An 18,847-nucleotide genomic window follows, 5' to 3' on the forward strand; every position below is an offset into this window, starting at 1 on the left:
TATAATTTTTAATCAGGCGACAATGTTGGATGGTTAGGAGCGTGCTTTTCCTGTTCTAATGTCATCCCTGGCTGTTCGGTTCCCAACTCTATTGGTGTCTTATGGATGGGTTCCGCATCCTCTTTCTGGCGGTTCCCATCAGGTTTCGTGGGTGTCTGATCTGTGTGTTGTTTTTCTATGAGCATTCTTGGATGCTGGAATGGGAGATTGGCACGCTTGATCAGGTGCGATTGATAATAGGGAATGTTGCGGAATTTGATGGGCGCGATGGTATCTGTCAGGAGTAGCATCTCGCCTTTTTTCATAGTGCGGATCTCTTCTGGCATAATCAACCTGCGCCCGATTTCTTGTTGTCCCTGGCTCCAACTCTCGCTTTGTTGCTGGGCATTTTTGTTGATACTCTGGCCAATAGCGGTTGCGGTTCCGATGCGGCGCGAATAGAATTCGGCTTCGTCCTGGCCAGTTCCGGGTAACACGATATGGGTGGTAGTATTACTCAGGATTGTCTCTTTGCTCTCGGAACCATAGAGAGCGTCGAGCTGTGCATAGTTCTGGATGGCCAGGATGAGCCCGACTTTTGTACTGCGCAACATACTGATCTTTTGCGCCATCTGTGGGATTTTGCCTGCATTGGCAAATTCATCGAGATAGCAGGTAATCCCGCGTGGTAGCTGTCCTCGTGGATCTTGTTCTGCCCGGTTCACAAATGCCGTGAACATTTGCATGAGTAAACAGGCTGTGAGTGGCTGTATCCGTTCGGCTGCACTGGCTGGGATCGAGAGATAGAAGGCTGTCGGCTGCTTGATCATGGCGTTGAAGTCAATATCATTTGATGTGGTAACCGCCGCCAGGGTTGGATTTTGCAGGCGGAAAAAGCGTCCAGCTATATCCGTCATCACGCCTCCGGCGGTCTTCTCATTCAACTTGAGATTTTTGAGAAACGCTGCGGCGGTCTTCTTCGCCTGGACTGATGGACTTGCCTCAAAGAGTGCTTCTATGTCTGCAAATGACGATCCTGTAAGGATATCCGCCAGGCGAGAAAACGGAGCATTCGGCTCTGCATCTCGAAGGTGGAGCACGATAGCTGTGATCAGCAGCTCCGTATTCCTATCCCAGAAGGGATCGCTACTTCTGCCTGTATTGGAGACCCAGCAAGTAGCAAACTCCTCTGCATCTTCCATCGTGTAAATATGGGCCAGTGGATTATAGCGATGGCTCTGTTCTGGTTGTGTCGGCGCAAAGAGCCAGACCTGCATCGATTGTGAGACTGCTCCGGCTGTCAGTTTAACCAGTTCCTGCTTGGGATCGATGATGACAAGTGAACGGTTCCCACGCTCAGATAAAATGCCTGGCGCAATTACACCTGCGGTCTTGCCCTTGCCGCTCGGACCAACAATCAGGACATGCTCTTCAAGTTGTTTTTCTTTTAGAGCCAGATGCTGACCTTTATAGACTCCTATCGGTAGTTGACTTTGTACGACCGCTTTCTGGCCGCGATCCTTCAGGAGTGTGCGCGCTTCCCTGATGCTTGCCCAATGTGCTGAACCATGAACGGTGGATGCCTTCAGCTTCATGTTGTGCCATGGCATCAGTAGGGCACCCGCGATGATGATCCCTAGACCTGCGAGTTGGGCATAGGCTACTGTCACTAGCTGGAGTGCTCTATCATGCTGATATATGTCCCAGCGTTGCAGGTCTCCTATCCGCCACCACTGATGCCAGGCTTGATCAATCGCCATGGCGTGATACTGCTGGGGTGTAAGATAGTTTGCTAGAAATGCGAATGTCAGGATGGCATTATGAAAGCCATGCAGAAATAATCCCGAAAACCAGAGGAAAAATCCTGCCATAGCGAGGCAGGCAATAAGTAATAGACGTCGTGTCATCTTTCCAGACCTTTGTGTATAGAGTTCTGTTCATGTTGTTGTACTGTCAGGCTTCTGTGTAGTTGCTGAGGTAACATATCCTCTCTATCGAGCTCTTTCAGCGTCTCTTGCAGATATTGATAGTGCTCATACTCACTATGCTCTCTGCCTCGTGCCCGTAAAAACTCCCAATCATCATGGCCATTGGGAGACTTATCTTTCGTCAACATTTTCACTGGACCTGGCTGACCAGTCTGGCGGTCTTCTCCGCTCCCGGCCAACACGATATGAATATGCGGATCATCTGTATTGGTATGGTGAATGGCATACCAATGGAGTGCCTGTCCCTTATAGTGTTCAAGGTCGCGCATCACGGCACGTGTCCACTCCATCCAATCCAGGATCGGCTCCTCCTGGGAAGGGGAGAGTACAAAACGGTGATAGCTGACCGCTCTAGAGGTATGGGCCATAATCTCTTCCTGGATCATCTTTCTATCCACATGATCTTCAGCCGCATTAAAGAAAAAGCGCTGTTCGCGTGTCTCTTCTGATCCTCGTGGTCGATACTGGAGATACTTCAGATGGTAGGCCAGCTTTTTGCCTGCCACCTGTTTCTTCCCCTTTACAAAACCTGTCCCTTTCGCAATCATGCGTGTCCATCACCTGAACGCGCAGCGAGATCCTTGCCTACCTTGGCCCTGGCATCGTCATAAACATGCAACGCAAACTGGGCATCATCCCTGGCCAGCAACGCATAGACCATGCGCCGACTCAATCCCCCTTCGCGAATAGCGCGCACAATCAAGGATGCCAGACGGTCATCGCTTCGGCGTGCTACAGCCTTCATTTCATTGAGGATCTCAAGTTGCATATCTTCCCGCATCTCCGTACGCAACTGCGACAAAGACCTGCGCAATTCATACTGAAGGAGATCGCGAATGACTGGCAAAGATTGCTGCTCGATCGTTTCACCTTTCTTCAATCCCAACCCTAAACGCAGTAGCTCTTCCGCGACCTGGCTACTATGCCCGTCGCTTCCAGCCAGATCACGGATCGCTGCCCGTAATCCAGAATCCAGATAGATATTGAGCCGTTCTTTTTTCATCTCTTTCTCCGATTTCATACCAGTGTGACTATGACACTCCGCGTTTTTCGCCGACACCCATAGCGCTCTTCCTCGTTCCTCCTCACAAGCCCTTCCTGGAGTCAACAGTGCTACTCGAGTGTGGGAGCGGAGCTCCCTTTATCTTGCCTACCCGCTCGCAAGCGTGGTAGACCCTGCGCTCGGGGTGCTGCTCTGTTCGTTATGCACCTCAACTCTGCGGGATTTTATGTGCCTGAGATAGCAGGTTGCCCGTTGGAAATAGCGCTCATTGTATGGTGGGTTACCTGCTTGATGGAGTATCAGGAGGAAGCTTCTCTTCCTGCGAACAAGAAGAGAAGCCCTGAAGCATGGTTAACGTGAGCGCAGACAGTGCACAATCTCCTCCAGGTTTGCCGCCTGTGGCGTCTGCGTATGGGGAACAATCATCAGACCTTGCTGGCATAATTTTGTTGGTTGTGGATCCAGACAAATAACCTCAATACCAGCGGTCAGCGCATCAATGAGAAAATTCAACACATGGCCCAGATGATGTTTATAAATATGATCAAACGAAGGCAGCAACAGCACCTGGAACGCCTGCCGATCTATTGCATCCTTCAAATCAGCAAACATTGTCTTGCTAGAGTCAATATCATAGTAGACCGCTTCTAGAAAATATCCATGCTTCGTGCAATATGTTTCTGCCGCTTGCAGAACATCGCTTTTCTCCTCTGCATAAACCGAATAAAGAGCCGCCCGCGCCGTAATAAGTTGCATTCCATATCCCTTTCACCATTGTGATTATCTTGAGATGACTGTGTTTCATCTCAGTGACGAGAGCAATGCTATCATTCCTGGACCTGGAGGAGTGGCGAAATATTTTTAATAACTTTTCAGTTAAATTATCATGATAGTAACTAGTACTTTCATGACTAATATGCCTCATTTTTATACTGTTCTCTGTTTGCTTTCAAAGCCATAGCGCTTTAGGCTAAAAAGCTCTAACGGTACCTTGGAAGACCCTCTGTTTCATGAAGTTTGGAGTTAGTGAGCATTCCTGTGTGGGAAGAACCTGATAAATAAGATTATCGTGAGCAATGGGGCAATATTTTGAGAAAATGATATTGAAAATTATTAGCTATAGATAATGCTTAGAATTATATTTATTACACTCTTGATATCAAGGGTTTTTTCTTGTAATATTAGCAAAAGCATCAATTAAAGTGGCCTTCTAACTTTTACTAATTTGAATACTGATTTAATTGGGTGATATATGAGTAAGAAGAATAAAGAAGATCAGGATAATGAGGTTAAGGATATTATAGTATTGAGTGAAAATTCTGAAGTCAGTGCTATTTATGATCCGGGTGATGATACTCAACGGAGATATAGATACCAGCATGCTTACGGAGTTATTTTGTTATTAGCAGCTGCATCAGGCAAAAAGTCCTATAAATCGATTTGGTGTGAACACTATGAAGATTTACTTGGTGAGAGGAACGATGGCCTGTATGATGCATATCAAATAAAAACAAGACATCCAAGCTACGGCCTTTGGAATTTGACAGATGAAGCTTTAAAGCATAGTATTAAACGCTTTGTGATGCTACAAATCCTCTATCCAGAAAAATTTCATAAGTTTATTTTTGTGTCTAATATGGGCTATGAAGATAGTAATGCTAAAAGGAAAGCTGGGCGTAGTGTTTCCCGAATGCTACAGCAGGTGCAAGACAAATCTTTCCCCGATAATTTAGATATAGCAGCAAAGAAGTATTTTGAAGCTTTGATGAGTTATTGCTCATGTGATGCATCAGTTATGGTTGTTGTTTTTCGAAAACTGAAGTTATTAGTCGGCCCTGATCTTGATGGCTTTGAAGCTGTTATAGCTCAGGAACATTTGCCAATGATACCAGAATGTAGTGATTGCTCTGCTAAGGAGCTAGCCGAAATTAAAGAGTGGTTAATTGGACGTGTGTATCAGGCCTCTTCTTTAGTTTCTGATGATCCTAGCCGCCACTGGTTTGATATTAATGATAAAAGTTCTATCGATCCAATGATTAAAGCTAAGGAACTTAGCATTAATGATATTTTAAACTTTTTTCAAACTAATGTTAGTGGCTCTAGAAGAAAAAGAAACAATCATATTCCCAATGAGCAGATCCTTGAAGCTCTTAATCTTTATTTAAATAAAATGTTTAAAGAAGATCAGTTTGCTAAGCTAGACCAAGCTGGAGAAACAGATCTAGATAAGTCTACTCTCTTGCGTGAAGTTTTTGTAGACTTGGATCTCAAACCACGAAATGACTTACAAAGGAACAGCCACTTACAACAAGGGCAATTAACGTTGTTCGATGAAATAGGGCCAAAATTAGATATTTATAGGGGTAATAATAAGTCACTTTCAGCAGTAGAATGTTTTTTTAAAGAAATTTACTTAAAAATTGTGCTCATTGGTGGACCTGGGCAGGGTAAATCTACATTGGGACAATATATCGCTCAAGTTCATAGAGGATTACTGCTTAAACGTGAAAATGAACTACCGCATCTCAATGTTCTTGAGAAAGCTCATGAAAAAGAGATCAAACCTAAAAATGTTAGAGTTCCATTTCGTATTGTTTTAAAATACTTTGCACAGTGGCTTTCTGATAAGCCAGATGTAGATAATGTCGAAGCTTATATTGCAGAACAGGTAGGAAAAGCTTCTGCAAGACAAGGAAAAATAAACTCTTCTGATATTCAAGAGATAATGCATTCTAAAAAGACTCTTGTGATATTTGACGGACTAGATGAAGTAACAGAAGTTAAGTTAAGACAACGAGTTCTTGATCTTATAGAAGATTTTTTAGACCGTATATCACTGTTGCATATGGATGTGCAACTTATGGCTACGTCACGTCCAACAGGCTATAGTGATCAATTTAACCCAGCTATTTTTTGGCACCTAGAACTACAACCAATGGCTACTACGACTGTACAAGAATACACATCTCGTTGGGCAGAAGCCAAAGTGCCTTCTGAAGAAGAGCGCCGAAGAGTTAAAGATACTTTGGAGGAGTGTTTGCAAGAAGAGCATACGCGCTTATTATTAACTACCCCTTTGCAAGTTACTATTGTTCTTTTAATTATAAAAGACGGTGGACGTCCGCCATCTCAAAGAGAAGGTCTTTTTCAACATTACTGGACTACTATACTACGGCGTGAAAAATCAAAAGCCAGAGGAGTTATTCGCACTGATGATACATTACTCTTTAATTTGCACGCATATTTAGGTTATCTTTTACATACTAAATCAGCATCTGAAAACGTTCGCTCTTTACTCCAGAAAGAAGAGTTTGAGAGTTTAGTGTATAAATTTTTAAAGTCAAATGATAGAGTTTCTTCAGACGACATTCTAAGGCAAAGAGCAGAGCAAATGGTCGAAGAGGCTAAAAACCGTTTGGTTTTACTAGTAGAGCCAGAGCCAGATTTGTTTGGTTTTGAATTGAGATCTTTACAAGAGTTTTTTGCAGGTGCCTATTTAGCACAAACCGCTCAGGATACAATCCAAAGGTTTGCACGTTTGAAAGCTATTGCCAGATCGGAACATTGGAGGAATGTAGTTTTATTCTTTGCAGGACGTATTATACGTGATTTTAGTGGTGAATCAGCTAATATACTTGAATTAGTGTGTAGGCCTATTGACCGTGAAATGCCAGATGTTTATTTGCGGCGTGGTTCATGGTTATCTTTGGACATAGCAGCTGATGGTGTATTTGCTACAAATCGTAATTTGCAATACAGTGCTATAGAATATGCTTTAAATGTTCTTGACACTGGAATAACACTTACAGATAGATCGCATTTAGATGCATCTATCAAACGTCTGTCACCAGAAGATCGGCGAGATATTTTAAGTAAACTACTTGGTCCGAAGTTACTTATGCTTCCTACCTCCCTTTTACCAGAAGTTTTAAGGATACATGCTCTGTTTATAGACAATAAAAAAGAATTGATGCAGGGGCTAGAACTATTGGTTTCGGATAATAGTAAAGATAGTTTTTTTCACGCTATGGACCTGGCTTTTGGTTTTAAGTTAGATGTAATTTGGATAGTTAAGCAGTTAAAAGAAAATTGGGAACTTTGGCTGGATAAAGAACAAAATTTTCATATTTGGAAGTGGTTTGAGCTTGGTAATAGCCATTCACAAAAGGTAATATATGCTTTAGATTTATCAGTTGAACAAGCTTGTCAATTATTAGATATATTTTATTTTATTCCCTATATGCAAGGGGAAAGAGTTAAACTACCTGAAAAAGTTGAAAATGCTGCTGAACAAGTTTTTTTATTCCTTCAATGTATTTGGTCTATAGGCTTTCTCGCTAGGTTTAGTTACTCTTCAATAAGCCCAAAAAGCAGTATAGCTCATTTAAATCTTGAAGCTTCTAGAAACAAACGTTATAAAAAGGCGGGCGAATATGGGCTGAGTGAAGCCGTTGAAAAATTCTTATTGCGTAAAGATTTTCTTCCTCGAGTACGCATGGCATTATGGTGTTTATATTGGCTCACTCATGATCCAAATGATTTTAACTTAAGAGAATTTTTTTCTGAAGTTACTTGTTCTCCAGAAGTTTTTAATAATGATTTTGTTGAAAGATCATTAAGATGGTCTTGGCCTTTATTTTTGCCTGTTTTTGCAAAAAACAGGATAGAGGAAAGGATAGTAACAGATGATATATTATATTATTTGACATCAACTCAACAGTTATTAATAGATAATAAGATAAATAATATTACTAAAGTTATATTAAGGAATAAGCAAACTAAAGATAAAAATATTTTAAATATTTATTTAGATATAAGTAAGGAAGAAAATTTGCGGGAAATATCTGATGTCCTTGATAAGTTGGATATAAGTTCAGCTCATTTAGTTGAATTGTTTGTAATAAGTACCATTGATGAACGCCAAAGGCTTTCCTTAGATTCAGGTTATTTTATTTTGAATTCTTTGGGAAAAAATATTAATGATCTAGATTATGTGACAAGTACTACCTGGCAGGCTGTGAGGCTTAAGTGGGTTATAGATTCTAATCTCATTGAGAAAGGAAAACAGCTTGTAGTAATGCTTTTGGGAAAAATGGAATCTAATGATAATTATTTTGAGCCGGCAGTGAATCTACTTTTTAAATTATTAGCATACGACCAGGAATTATCAACGATGTTGCCTGCTGTTTTGAATGCGTTGGGAGATTGTGATCTTAGCAAAATATATTCAATAGATGTTTACGTAGATGGATTATCTTTTAAAACAATCAATTATATTCTGACTCTTACTAGCTTCCAAAACGAGAAACTGCGAAGAGGAGTGTTATTCTTATTTGGAATAATTATTAACAATAACGCCAGTAGATTAAGATCAGGAAAAAATACAATTTTTTCGAGGTTGAAAAATGTTAGAATTGACTGGAATGCGGTAACACCTCTATTGGAAAGCTCTAATCGATCAGAAAATGCTATAGGGTATAGCGGTACCGTTTGTCAAGACAAAAAACGGGCCCAAATAAGATAAAACTCAGCAACATGAGAATGAGTATTTTACGTTACGCTTATCAACGTTGCCGATAGATTTGAGCTGGCGTTTGATAGTCAAGTGACTGATGCAAACGCTGGTGATTATAAAATTCAAAGTACGCTTGTATTCCGTTCCTTACGTCCTTAACGTTTTGATACTCCCTGAGATAAATGTCTTCATATTTCAGAGAGCGCCAGAGCCGCTCCACAAAAATGTTGTCTAAGGCTCTTCCTCTCCCATCCCAGCTGATGCGAATATGATTGGCTTGCAATCGCTGCACAAACTCTGTGCTCGTAAATTGGACCCCCTGATCGCTATTGAAAATGGTTGGCGTCGCTTGGTTCAAAGCTCGCTCCAAGGCTTCCAGGCAAAAACTCGTATCTAAGGTGATGGAGAGTTCCCAGGAAAGCACGTAGCGGCTCCACCAATCCAGCACAGCGACCAGGTAGACAAACCCGCGTGCCAGGCGGATATAGGTGATATCCGTGCTCCACACTTGGTTCACAGTGGTGATCTCCACATTGCGCAGCAGGTAGGGAAATCGTTGCTCCACAGCTCCAGGCTGGCTCAGGCGCGGATGAGGATAGATCGTTTCTAAACCCATCGTGCGAAGCAGGCGACGGACCCGTTTGCGTTCGACTCCATAGCCTTGTTGGTTGAGCCAGTTTGTCATTTTTCGTGTGCCATAAAACGGCGTCCGCGTGTATTGCTCATCTAATAAGCGCATCAACATGAGATCTTCCTCACTGACTGCAACGGGTTGATAGTAGTAGCTCGAACGCGCAAGCCCCAGCAGTTCACACTGGCGTCCAATGGAAAGCTGCGGATCGTTAGGATCGATGAGTTGGCGCTTGTGCTCAACGGAGCTGGCCTGATTTTTTTTTCAACCAGTCCAGTTCCACTTTCAACTGACCGATTTGTTGATACAAGGGCGCTGTGAGGTCTTCCTCACTTTTTTCCTGGCCAGGACCGCGTGTCGAGAACACGGCAGGTAATCCGTCAAGCGCTTGTTTTTTCCATTGAGCAATTTGTGTTGGATGAACCCCATACTCAGCCGCTATTTCGTTGGCGGTTTTGTTGCCGCGAATGGCTTCGAGTGCTATTTTTGCTTTCAATTCTGCGCTGTATCGTTTGCGTGGTCCTGCCATAATCTTTCTCCTTTTGCACTCATTCTGATACAGCTATTTTATCTTATTTGCCTGTCCAGGATTCCGGTACCATCATAGGGATTGCGCTTTTAACTATCTCAAATTTCCCAATAGAAGAAGATAATTATCTTGCTTGGTTATGTGATAGAGTGTCAAAGGCAAGCGAAAGAAATGAAGTGGGATTTTGGGTTAAATTTTTATCGAACATTTCTAAAATAGAGCCTGACAACACATGCTGGCAACCGTTTTTAGTTTCTATTTTAAGCAATTCAAAGCTATACTCTGGTAGCATTTTAAATGCTGCTATGGAAAACTATGCTACATTAAAAGCAGATGGCAAATTTATTAATTCAGATATCGATCGGTTGCTAGAATAGACAAATTAGTGAGCATTTTCTCTGCTAGCAAAAAATTTTGAGGATGTGCTGTAGTTGCTCAGAATGTGCGCGTCTAATAGTCCCAGCTTTCGTGGCCGAGGGGGGCGCGGTTCAGTTCCTGGCGGTAGTGGGTCCACTGGGGCATGAAGGTATTCATATAGTTTATGAAACGTTCGTTGTGGTGGCGTTCCAGTAGATGGACGAGTTCGTGGACGACGATGTATTCCAGGCAGTGCGCAGGCTTTTTGGCGAGTTCGAGGTTGAGCCAGATGCGCTGCGCTTTGATGTTGCAGGTTCCCCATTTGGTTTTCATTTGTTTAACTCCCCAGTCGCTGGCGTGTACTCCAATGATGGGTTCCCATTTGGTGAGTAGGGGGCGATCTCTTCTTTGAGGCGGCGGCGATACCAGGCGTGGAGGACGCGTTCGCGGGTGGCGGTATCGCTGCCAGGTCGTACGTTGAGATCCATGGTTTTGTTGTTGCGAAGGCTCACGCCGGGTGAGCCTTCGCGGTAGATGACGTTGAGCAGGTAGCGAGTTCCCTGGTAGTAGTGGCTCTCGCCGCTGACAAACTCACGGCTGGATTGGCGTTCCTGGCTGGCAAATCGGGTTTGCTGATGCTTTATCCAGGTCAGTTTCGAGATCGTAAAAAGGCGTACCGCTTCATCATTCACGCGCAATGGTGCCGCCACCCGTATCCGCCCATTCGGTGGATAGACACCAAGATGGAGATTCTTGATGTCCTTCCGAAACACATCCACTACAAAACCATTGACGATGATCTGGTGCATCCTAGTACTCTTTCTGTTTCTTCACTACCTGGAAAATCTGGTTTTCCAATGGTTCTAATTCCTCGTTTGTCTGACCATTATATGTTGCGCGCAGGACTTTGCGAATCTCAATCCTGACCTCTTTTTCTTTAGCATAATTGTTGCGCCAACTATCCTTTCTGATATTCCGTACGGCGCTATCCAATGCTTTGGCAATCGCCTCTTGATTGGTAGTACGTGAATCATAGGCTGCCAGTTGATCATAGATGGCTTTTTGCCCTGGTGTTTTGAGCGCGTCGGGATAGGGCCGGTCGGTGTTGTCATTGGGATTTTTGACTTTGTTGGCAAGGTTGGTGAGCTCATCCAGATAGCGTTTATAGTCCATGGCTTCTTCCTGGCGTTTTTTGATCAGGTTGTCGAGGAGGATGGACATATTGTCGTAGTAGGCTGGATTGAGCGGCTGTTCGTTGATGATGACTTTGCGCAGGTTGTTTTCGATGGTTTCGGCCATGGCTCCCTTGTTGGTGGTCAGTCCTTTGGGGAGCTTTTTCTCCAGTGCGCCGATACCCTGGTTGACGATCATGTCGATCAGCGAGATATCTTCAAAGGCGGAGAGGGTCTCGCTCTCTTCGGCGCGGATATAGGTGTCGATCAGGTGGCGCATAGCTGGTTCGTAGACTTTGAGGTCGACGTTGTCACCGGCAAAGTTTTTGACTTCGGCACAGACCATTTCATAGTGCCTGACCTCTTTTTTCAGGATCTCGATTTCCTGGGGTGAGTAGCCGGCTTCGGGCAGGTCGTTGGCGAGATTGGTAAAGCTGCGGAGCAGGGTAGCTGTGAGTTTATAGAGCATGCCGCGCCGGGGCTCGGTGTCTTGCAGGCCAGTGGGATCAGATGTGCCGTTGGCGCAGAAGTAGCGTAGATAGTCGAGGGTATCCTGGGGAGGATCGACCGCTTCGTCGCAGAGGGCTTTGATCTTCTCACGGGCCTCGTCTAACTTCTGACGACCTTTCTTGATGCGGTCACTTAAGAGTCCTTCAACGTCTTGCTTTTCATAGCCCTCCAGCGCTTCTGACGTGTAGTCGGTGATGGAGTTTTCCAGGCTCTTAAAGAGATCCTTGTAGTCGATGATGTAGCCATATTCTTTGTCCTCACCATCGAGCCGATTGACGCGACAGATGGCCTGGAAGAGTCCATGGTCCTGCATCTTTTTGTCGATGTAGAGATAGGTGGCTGACGGTGCATCGAAGCCGGTTAAGAGTTTGTCCACCACGATCAGCAGCTTCATTTGACCTGGTGTCTCGATGAATTTTTTCTTGACCTCTTTCTCGAACGCTTCCGGGGTCTGGTTGCCGAGCATCTTATTATAGATCTCATATTGCCGGAGCTTCTCGGTCTGGCCTTCGCCTGTCTCTTCTTTGCTGACATCGGAGGGCGAGGGTTTATAGGAGGTGACGATGGCGCATTTGTCGAAGCCGCGTGCCAGGAAGAGTTCATAGAGTTTACAGGCCTGATAGATGCTGCCGGAGACGAGCATGGCGTTGCCTCGGCCGTTCTCCAGGCGTTCTTTGAGTTCCATGTCGAGTAGGATATCGGCAACGATCTTTTCGAGGCGGGACTGTGAGCTGAGCACCTTTTGCATGGTGCCCCACTTCTGTTTGAGTCTGGTGAGGGCGGCGGGATTGAGGCCTTTGGTTTTGGCGGCAAACCATTGGTCGATCTTTTTGGGTGAGGTCAGGCTTTGCTCGATGTTGCGGGCCTCGTAACGCAGGTCCAGGACTACTTGATCCCTGACGGCTTCGTCAAATTTATAGGTGTGGATGTAGGTACCGAAGGTCTCGATGCTGGTCTCTTTGTCCGCTTTGAGGAGTGGGGTGCCGGTGAAGCCGATGAACATGGCGTTGGGCAGGATCTCCTTCATTGCGTGGTGGAGCGCGCCGGACTGGGTGCGGTGACATTCATCGACAAAGACATAGATGTCGCCTTTGGGCTTGAAGTCCGGAGGCAGGTTGCTTTTAAGCTCCTCAATAAAATCTTCTGCCGTCAGTTCTTTCTTGCCGACGAATTTATGGATCAGTGAGCAGATGAGCCAGGGAATGGTCTGGTTGAGTTGTGCTAGCAGGTCTTTGCCGCTACTGGTGCGATAGATCTCTTCATCGACGCCCAGAAAGACCTTCTCGATCTGCTCGTCGAGCTCGGTGCGGTCGGTGATGATCAAGACCCGTGAATCCGTGACGTGTTCGCGGATCCACTTGGCGAGCCAGACCATCGTCAGGCTCTTACCGCTTCCCTGACTATGCCAGATAATGCCGCCCTCGCGCTTGCGAATACGCTCCTGGGCTGCACGTACCCCGAAATATTGGTTGGGACGACACAACTTCTTGGTTCCGGCGTCAAAGATAATAAAATCGTGGATGATCTCCAGGAAGCGCTGCTTCTCACAGAGCTGTGTCAATGAGCGATCCAGCGGACTCTCGATGCTACTCTTTTCTTTCCAGGTCAGATAATATTTCTCAGGCGTCTCAATGGTCCCATAGCGTAGCCCTCGGTGTCGCTGCCAGCCATGACCAGTTGCATAGTGGTAAAGAAGTGCCTGATATAGTCTGGCTTCTGATTGATGATATTCTGGCGTATGCCTTCGCTTACCGAAACTACTGAGCGCTTCAGTTCCAGCACACCGAGGGCGATGCCATTGACGTAGATGGCCACATCGGGCCGCTTATTGTTTTTGCCCTTGACTGCCACCTCTTCCGCGATGGCGAAATCATTATTGAGTGGCTCTTTCCAATCGATCAGCCAGACCGTCACATTGTTCTCGCCCACATCTGGTTTGACTTTGACCCCATAGCGCAGCAGCGTATAGACCTCCTGGTTAAGATCATAGAGACTCCTGACCTGATCGCCTGCCACCTTATTCAGCTCAAATAAAGCCTTGTCGATTACCGTCTTAGTATAGCCTTGCCGCTCCAGAAAGCTGCGCAGTGCTGTATCTATGATATTCCGATTGTCCTGGTGATCCAACTTACCCAGATAGTCATAGCCTAAAGATTTACGAAACAACTTAACAACTCGATCCTGCGTAGCCCGTTCACGCTGACCGACTGTACTCATATCAACCTCGTCTTCCCTGTGAGTAACTCCTGCATCATTCCTTGCTTTAAAGCGCGAGTCTTATCACGCTTCCGCTCTAGTGCAGTAATTTCAGCATCCATGTCTGTGAGAATAGCAGAGATGGCTTGTTGTTCTGGTAATGGAGGAAACGGAATTTGTAATGTCTTCACATCCCTACTATTGATTGCTGGATAATTTGAGCCTGTAAGCAGTGACTCAATCTGTTTCTCGATTTCATCTGCAAACAGATGAAAATATACATAACTAGAGTCAACAATAGTTTGGTAGCATCGTAGGACAGAAAATCCCGTAGAGCAAACCAAATTAGACATGTCATCGATAATATACAAGTGAGATTTTAGATTAGGCCTAACTGTCGAGAACAAAATATCATTCTTTTTAACTTTTCTTCTAGCTCGCGATGGTGCATCACGAAAGTTAATCTCTGCGTATTTTCGCAAAACACCAGTATCAACATCTTCAAGTGATATATATTTGAATGAGTAATCTGAAGGTGTATTGCTGTTTAGATTATCATTATCAATTTCAGCAATTTCTCCAAGTTTTTTGACCTCCCACTCACCACTAAACCCGGGCAGCCGTGTTTTTCCTGTGAGGAGTTGCTGCATTGTTGCTTGCTTGATATCGCGCTTCTTGGCGATGAGTTTGTCTAGCGATGTGATCAGTGTGTCCACATCGGAGAGGGCCGTGGCGATGGCTTTTTGTTCAGCGAGAGGGGGGAATAGGATTACTTGACTAGTAATTTCTTCTTTTCTAACATGCAAAAGTGTTGCTTTAAATCCATGTGCACTTTGCTCAATTTCTTTAGTTGCAAATTGAAGGGCTCTATAGAGCCATAGGAAATTTACACCTTTACGAGGGATAATCCGGTAAATATGCTGATTTAGAACAGCTCTTGGACCATTCCAAATTGTCGGACCAAAAGATACGCCACGTGTACCTGCCCAAGCGAAAAGAATTGTTCCTGGTTCAACCAACCAGGATTCATCCGGGATTCCATTAAAGTAGTTGAATTCCTCTGAACCATTTAAATTTTGTATTCTAATTATAGGTAAACCTTCTTTTGACCAATCAGAAGGGCGAAAACCATAGCCATTAGAGAAATTGGAAAGTTCACCTATAGTTTTATTTGACCAATCAATGATCGCATTGTCATTCTCATTCTGGATGAGCTCTTGTTTTAATTTGGTATTTTTAGTTTCGATTACCATACCATACCCATCTTCTTTAAATGTTCATTTACTTTGCTGCTCAACCTCTCAACCTCTTCAGTTAGTTTTGGCAGTGGGGTGCCATATCGTTCGGCAAGCTCTTTGGTACGCCCAGTTAGAGATTGGGATATGCGGTTGATTTCAGTCTGGATGACATTGGCAAGAGTGGCGAGCCATTTGTCGTGTATGACGAGGGTTTTGATTTCGTCTTCGTTGAGTGTTTTGTATCTGGCAGTGACTTTGGTGTCGATGGCTTTTTGGGCGGTTTTGACTTTGCGGCTGGCCTCTGATTCCTGTTCGATCAGGTCTAGATACTGGTTGAGCATCGCGCTCTCGTTTTCGGTGTCGGGTTCGCCGAAGAGGTCTTTCTGGCGGATCTTGATGCTGGCTTTGGTGATCTTGCCTTTGTCGTTTTTAGCTTCTTCGAGTAGGCCACCTTCGCCACCGTGTTCTTCATCTAGTTCTTGCATCTGGCTGCTGATGGCTTCTCTGGCGGCTTCCAGATCCTCGATGTGTTTTTGCTCGCTGCTAAAGTAGCGGTTAATGAGCAGTTGGGCCGGGATCAGATCGTTGTTGGCTTTCCAGCCATCCTGGGCGATCATGTAGACATCGTCCTGCATGACGTCGCTCCAATAGCTCATCAGGTGTTGGTAGACATCATACTTGTCGATCAATCTGGCGGTGGCAAAGATCTGCAGGATATCCTCGGCGAGTTCCTCGATCAGTTGTTTGGGATGGCTACCGATGGTGATGTTGTTCAGGGTAGGGGTATGCTTTGTGCGCCACTGCTCAAAGAGGTCCGTGATCGTTTGGGTATAGGTTACAAACTCAGGATGGGTCAGGATGGTTGGCTTGATCTGTCCAGCATCCACGCGGAACTCGCTATAACCTGGACGTGCGCCGGCGGCAAAGATCTGTGCTTTCAGGGTTGGGAAGACCTGCCAGTAGTCCTCTAGAGCCTCGATATCGCGATCAGGGATACCTCCAGCAGGTGGGCCTGGATATCCTGGATGTCCTCGGCCTCGGTGCTATCAATGTAGCGCGGAATATTCAGATTGTAGGCGTTTTCCTCGATCTCGCTGACACTGACCATGCGCGAGTACTTTGGCAGTTCAAGCTGGCGATTAAACACATCCACAATCTTATGGATATCCTGATGGCGTAAGCGATTCTTATTACCATCCTTCATAAAGCCCTTGCTGGCATCGAGCATAAAGATACCCGTCCGACTGGTCGCATTCTCCTTGTCCAGGACAATGATACAGGCTGGAATGCCAGTGCCATAGAACAGGTTGGCAGGCAGCCCGATGATCCCTTTGATATAGCCCCTGCGGATCAGCTTCTCGCGGATCTCAGCCTCGGCATTACCCCGGAAGAGCACACCATGGGGCAGGATGACCGCGCCTTTGCCGCTACTCTTGAGCGAGTGCAGGATGTGTAGCAGGAAGGCATAGTCGCCATTCTTTTGTGGCGGCGTCCCAAGTTTGAAGCGGTCATAGGCATCATTAAACGCATCAAAGCCATTGCTCCAGGCCTTATTAGAAAACGGAGGATTGGCGACCACAAAGTCAAAGCGCTTCAGATCATTGCTGGCCGTATCGTTATCATCATCCTCTTTAAAGTACGGGCGCGAAAGCGAGTTATCGTGATGGATTTCAGCGGTAATGTGACTATGCAGGATCATATTCATCTTGGCCAGTGAATACGTCGCATTGTCCATCTCCTGTCCATAAATCGTCAGGCCGTTCGGTGCCTCATCGGCCGCCTTAATCAGGAGGGAGCCGGAGCCACAGGTCGGATCATAAATAGCCTGATGCTGGCTTTTCGCCTTGCTGGTGCCTACCACTTTGGCGATAATACGCGAAACCTCAGCCGGCGTATAGAACTGTCCCTTACTCTTACCCGACTCAGTAGCGAAGTGGCGCATCAGATACTCATAGGCATCACCCAGCAGATCATCGCCCTCGGCCCGATTATTACGAAAATTCAAAGCCGGATTCTCAAAGATTCCCACCAGGTTAGAGAGGCGCTGCTGCATTCCTTGCCCTTACCCAGCTTATCCGAATCATTGAAGTCAGCGACATCGATCACACCTTTAAGGTTATTGCTCTCAGCCAGCCGGGCAATAATCTTATTCATCTTATCGCCGATCTCAATGTTACCCTTCAGTGCCACCATATCGGCAAAGCCACCACCAGCCGGAATCTCAATCAGCGCATCCGAGCGACCAGCATATTTATCGGAGACATATTTCACAAAGAGGAGGACCAGCACATAATCCTTGTACTGTGAAGCATCCATGCCGCCCCGGAGCTCATCGCAGCTTTTCCAGAGCGAACTATACAGCTCACTTTTCTTAATCGCCATAAAAAAAACTTCTCTATCTACTTTTCGCAAAGAATGAAATTGTATATGTAACTCCTTGCTCCGGTCAAGATTGCATGCACATCATGCGCGAATTAGGCCACAAAACAGGCTCTGTCTCAAATAAATAGGGATACCAGCGGCAAGGATATAAAGATTATCTCAAGTTTAGCGTAAGAACCGGCTCTAGCGCAAGTATCTCTTACTTCTAGCTATCCTCTACATTTCAGATCTAAACACGTTAGAGTTTTAACAAAAGCTTAGGATCACATCGCTGCTCTGTAGTCTGAACATAGAGTTTCTTTTGCTAGTTAATATTTGTAAAATAGTAAATGTAATACATATAATGATACATAATACTATAATCAGATAAATTTATTTTTTGTTTTTCGTCGTATTCAACCGCAATTTGCAATTTTTATAATTTTTGCTATATTACATTATAAATAACAAAGACTTTTGGGAGTGTGGTTATGACAAGAAAAGAACAATATCTTTCGAATATTCTTCAGCAGTTAGAAAGTTTTTTAGGATCGGAACGGTATAATGGATGGATCGAAAACGCAGGCATAAAAGTGTATATGCGTAAAGCAGAACGTTCCGTATCAAGGCACTCTAGTTTATCCTTGACTTGCCTTGATATTGCCAATATTTGGGTTTCAGAACGCTACAGGCAAAAAGGTTTATTTAATGATTTTATGTCTAGTGCTCACGAAATGCATAATTTTGATATGACATTTTTGGAATGTATAAAAAACCCTATTGTTCTTCAATGGTGTGTAAGAAAGGGGTGGGTACCTCACAATCCGTATTATAGAGAAACTATTGACAGTTTTTATTTGCTCAAACCTAAAACTCGTCCGAATAATGTTGGTTTAACGTGCATTGAAACCTCCATTCTTTCTGAAAGTATAAAAGAAATACTTTTTATAAAAGGCAAAGCATTGGAAAAAGAAATAAGCAAAGATGCAAGATTAGTGACTTTACAAGTAATACCCAATAAATTGCAGAGCTTAGAATTACGTTATCTTGATAATCCTGATAAAGTTATCTTGCAGGAAATGTAACAATAAAAGCTAAAAAGATACAGAATGAAACATAAAAGAAGCAAATTTTCGTGCCAAAGATGACAGGAATTGTGGAATAACTAAAGCAAAATGAAGGCAACCTTTAGTAAGCTCTATAGTTGCTAAATAAGCTAAGATAAGATGCTTTGCAGTCTGTAAGAGCGCGACGCGCATAAGAACCTCCAAAGCTACTGGATGACTTATCGATCGCTTGGTTAAAAGCCATTAATATTCTTTCTTTATCACTTGATCGTTGAAGGAAATGATTGTATTTATTAATTAT

General features: G+C 44.5%; 9 protein-coding genes and 3 pseudogenes. 3 read left to right on the plus strand and 9 right to left on the minus strand.

The genetic code is table 11. The features are described 5' to 3' along the window. Positions 1-8: 8 nt before the first annotated feature. The 4 genes from EL645_RS22145 to EL645_RS22160 form a co-directional block, all read right to left on the minus strand. Positions 9-1,886, minus strand: a complete 1,878-nt coding sequence (locus EL645_RS22145; RefSeq protein ID WP_126552512.1) for a type IV secretory system conjugative DNA transfer family protein — start codon at positions 1,884-1,886, stop codon at positions 9-11. After that, positions 1,883-2,515, minus strand: coding sequence for a relaxase/mobilization nuclease domain-containing protein (locus EL645_RS22150; RefSeq protein ID WP_126552513.1), 633 nt, complete (start codon positions 2,513-2,515; stop codon positions 1,883-1,885). The genes EL645_RS22145 and EL645_RS22150 overlap by 4 nt, the downstream gene beginning before the upstream one ends. Beyond that, positions 2,512-2,970: a hypothetical protein gene (locus EL645_RS22155; RefSeq protein ID WP_136625265.1), complete on the minus strand. Its 459-nt coding sequence runs from the start codon at positions 2,968-2,970 to the stop codon at positions 2,512-2,514. Before EL645_RS22155 ends, EL645_RS22150 begins: the two co-directional genes overlap by 4 nt. Positions 2,971-3,321: 351 nt before the next feature. Then, positions 3,322-3,726 carry a recombinase family protein gene (locus EL645_RS22160; RefSeq protein ID WP_126552515.1) on the minus strand — a complete coding sequence of 135 codons (405 nt, stop codon included), beginning with the start codon at positions 3,724-3,726 and terminating at the stop codon, positions 3,322-3,324. A 496-nt stretch (positions 3,727-4,222) separates the two neighbouring features. Between EL645_RS22160 and EL645_RS22165 the strand changes: the two genes are divergently transcribed. Further along, positions 4,223-8,494, plus strand: a complete 4,272-nt coding sequence (locus tag EL645_RS22165) for a dsDNA nuclease domain-containing protein (RefSeq protein WP_126552516.1) — start codon at positions 4,223-4,225, stop codon at positions 8,492-8,494. 40 nt (positions 8,495-8,534) lie between these two features. Here the strand turns inward: EL645_RS22165 and EL645_RS22170 are convergent. Beyond that, positions 8,535-9,645 (minus strand): IS3 family transposase gene (locus EL645_RS22170; protein ID WP_371865631.1). Its coding sequence is split into 2 segments (ribosomal slippage): positions 8,535-9,365 and positions 9,367-9,645, totalling 1,110 coding nucleotides; the frame shifts between segments, so codons are not numbered across the junction. 47 nt (positions 9,646-9,692) lie between these two features. Between EL645_RS22170 and EL645_RS22175 the strand changes: the two genes are divergently transcribed. Beyond that, complete coding sequence (locus tag EL645_RS22175; RefSeq protein ID WP_126552517.1) at positions 9,693-10,022, plus strand: hypothetical protein; 330 nt, start codon at positions 9,693-9,695, stop codon at positions 10,020-10,022. A gap of 73 nt (positions 10,023-10,095) precedes the next feature. Here EL645_RS22175 and EL645_RS22180 read toward each other — a convergent pair. From EL645_RS22180 to EL645_RS45645, 4 genes and pseudogenes are all read right to left on the minus strand, one after another. Next, positions 10,096-10,811 (minus strand): annotated as a pseudogene (locus EL645_RS22180) (M48 family metallopeptidase). Position 10,812: 1 nt separating this feature from the next. After that, positions 10,813-13,901, minus strand: a pseudogene (locus EL645_RS22185) (type I restriction endonuclease subunit R). Continuing rightward, a complete protein-coding gene (locus tag EL645_RS22190) occupies positions 13,898-15,133 on the minus strand; it encodes a restriction endonuclease subunit S (protein ID WP_126552518.1) in 1,236 nt (411 codons plus the stop codon). The pseudogene EL645_RS22185 and the gene EL645_RS22190 overlap by 4 nt, the downstream one beginning before the upstream one ends. Then, a pseudogene (locus tag EL645_RS45645) lies at positions 15,127-17,500 on the minus strand (type I restriction-modification system subunit M). The gene EL645_RS22190 and the pseudogene EL645_RS45645 overlap by 7 nt, the downstream one beginning before the upstream one ends. Positions 17,501-17,970: 470 nt before the next feature. On the opposite strand from EL645_RS45645, the gene EL645_RS22200 reads away from it, so the two are divergent. After that, entirely contained in the window at positions 17,971-18,564 is a 594-nt protein-coding gene (locus EL645_RS22200; protein ID WP_126552519.1) for a hypothetical protein, read from the plus strand. Positions 18,565-18,847: the final 283 nt, after the last annotated feature.

It is taken from the genome of Dictyobacter kobayashii, assembly GCF_003967555.1.
In the GTDB taxonomy this organism is placed as follows: domain Bacteria; phylum Chloroflexota; class Ktedonobacteria; order Ktedonobacterales; family Ktedonobacteraceae; genus Dictyobacter; species Dictyobacter kobayashii.

What these genes read in the sequence shown, in the direction of transcription:
- EL645_RS22150 (WP_126552513.1), bottom strand. Translation starts at nt 2,515, where the DNA reads ATGATTGCGAAAGGGACAGGTTTTGTAAAGGGGAAGAAACAGGTGGCA.
- EL645_RS22145 (WP_126552512.1), bottom strand. Translation starts at nt 1,886, where the DNA reads ATGACACGACGTCTATTACTTATTGCCTGCCTCGCTATGGCAGGATTT.
- EL645_RS22165 (WP_126552516.1), top strand. Translation starts at nt 4,223, where the DNA reads ATGAGTAAGAAGAATAAAGAAGATCAGGATAATGAGGTTAAGGATATT.
- EL645_RS22200 (WP_126552519.1), top strand. Translation starts at nt 17,971, where the DNA reads ATGACAAGAAAAGAACAATATCTTTCGAATATTCTTCAGCAGTTAGAA.
- EL645_RS22160 (WP_126552515.1), bottom strand. Translation starts at nt 3,726, where the DNA reads ATGCAACTTATTACGGCGCGGGCGGCTCTTTATTCGGTTTATGCAGAG.
- EL645_RS22190 (WP_126552518.1), bottom strand. Translation starts at nt 15,133, where the DNA reads ATGGTAATCGAAACTAAAAATACCAAATTAAAACAAGAGCTCATCCAG.
- EL645_RS22155 (WP_136625265.1), bottom strand. Translation starts at nt 2,970, where the DNA reads ATGAAAAAAGAACGGCTCAATATCTATCTGGATTCTGGATTACGGGCA.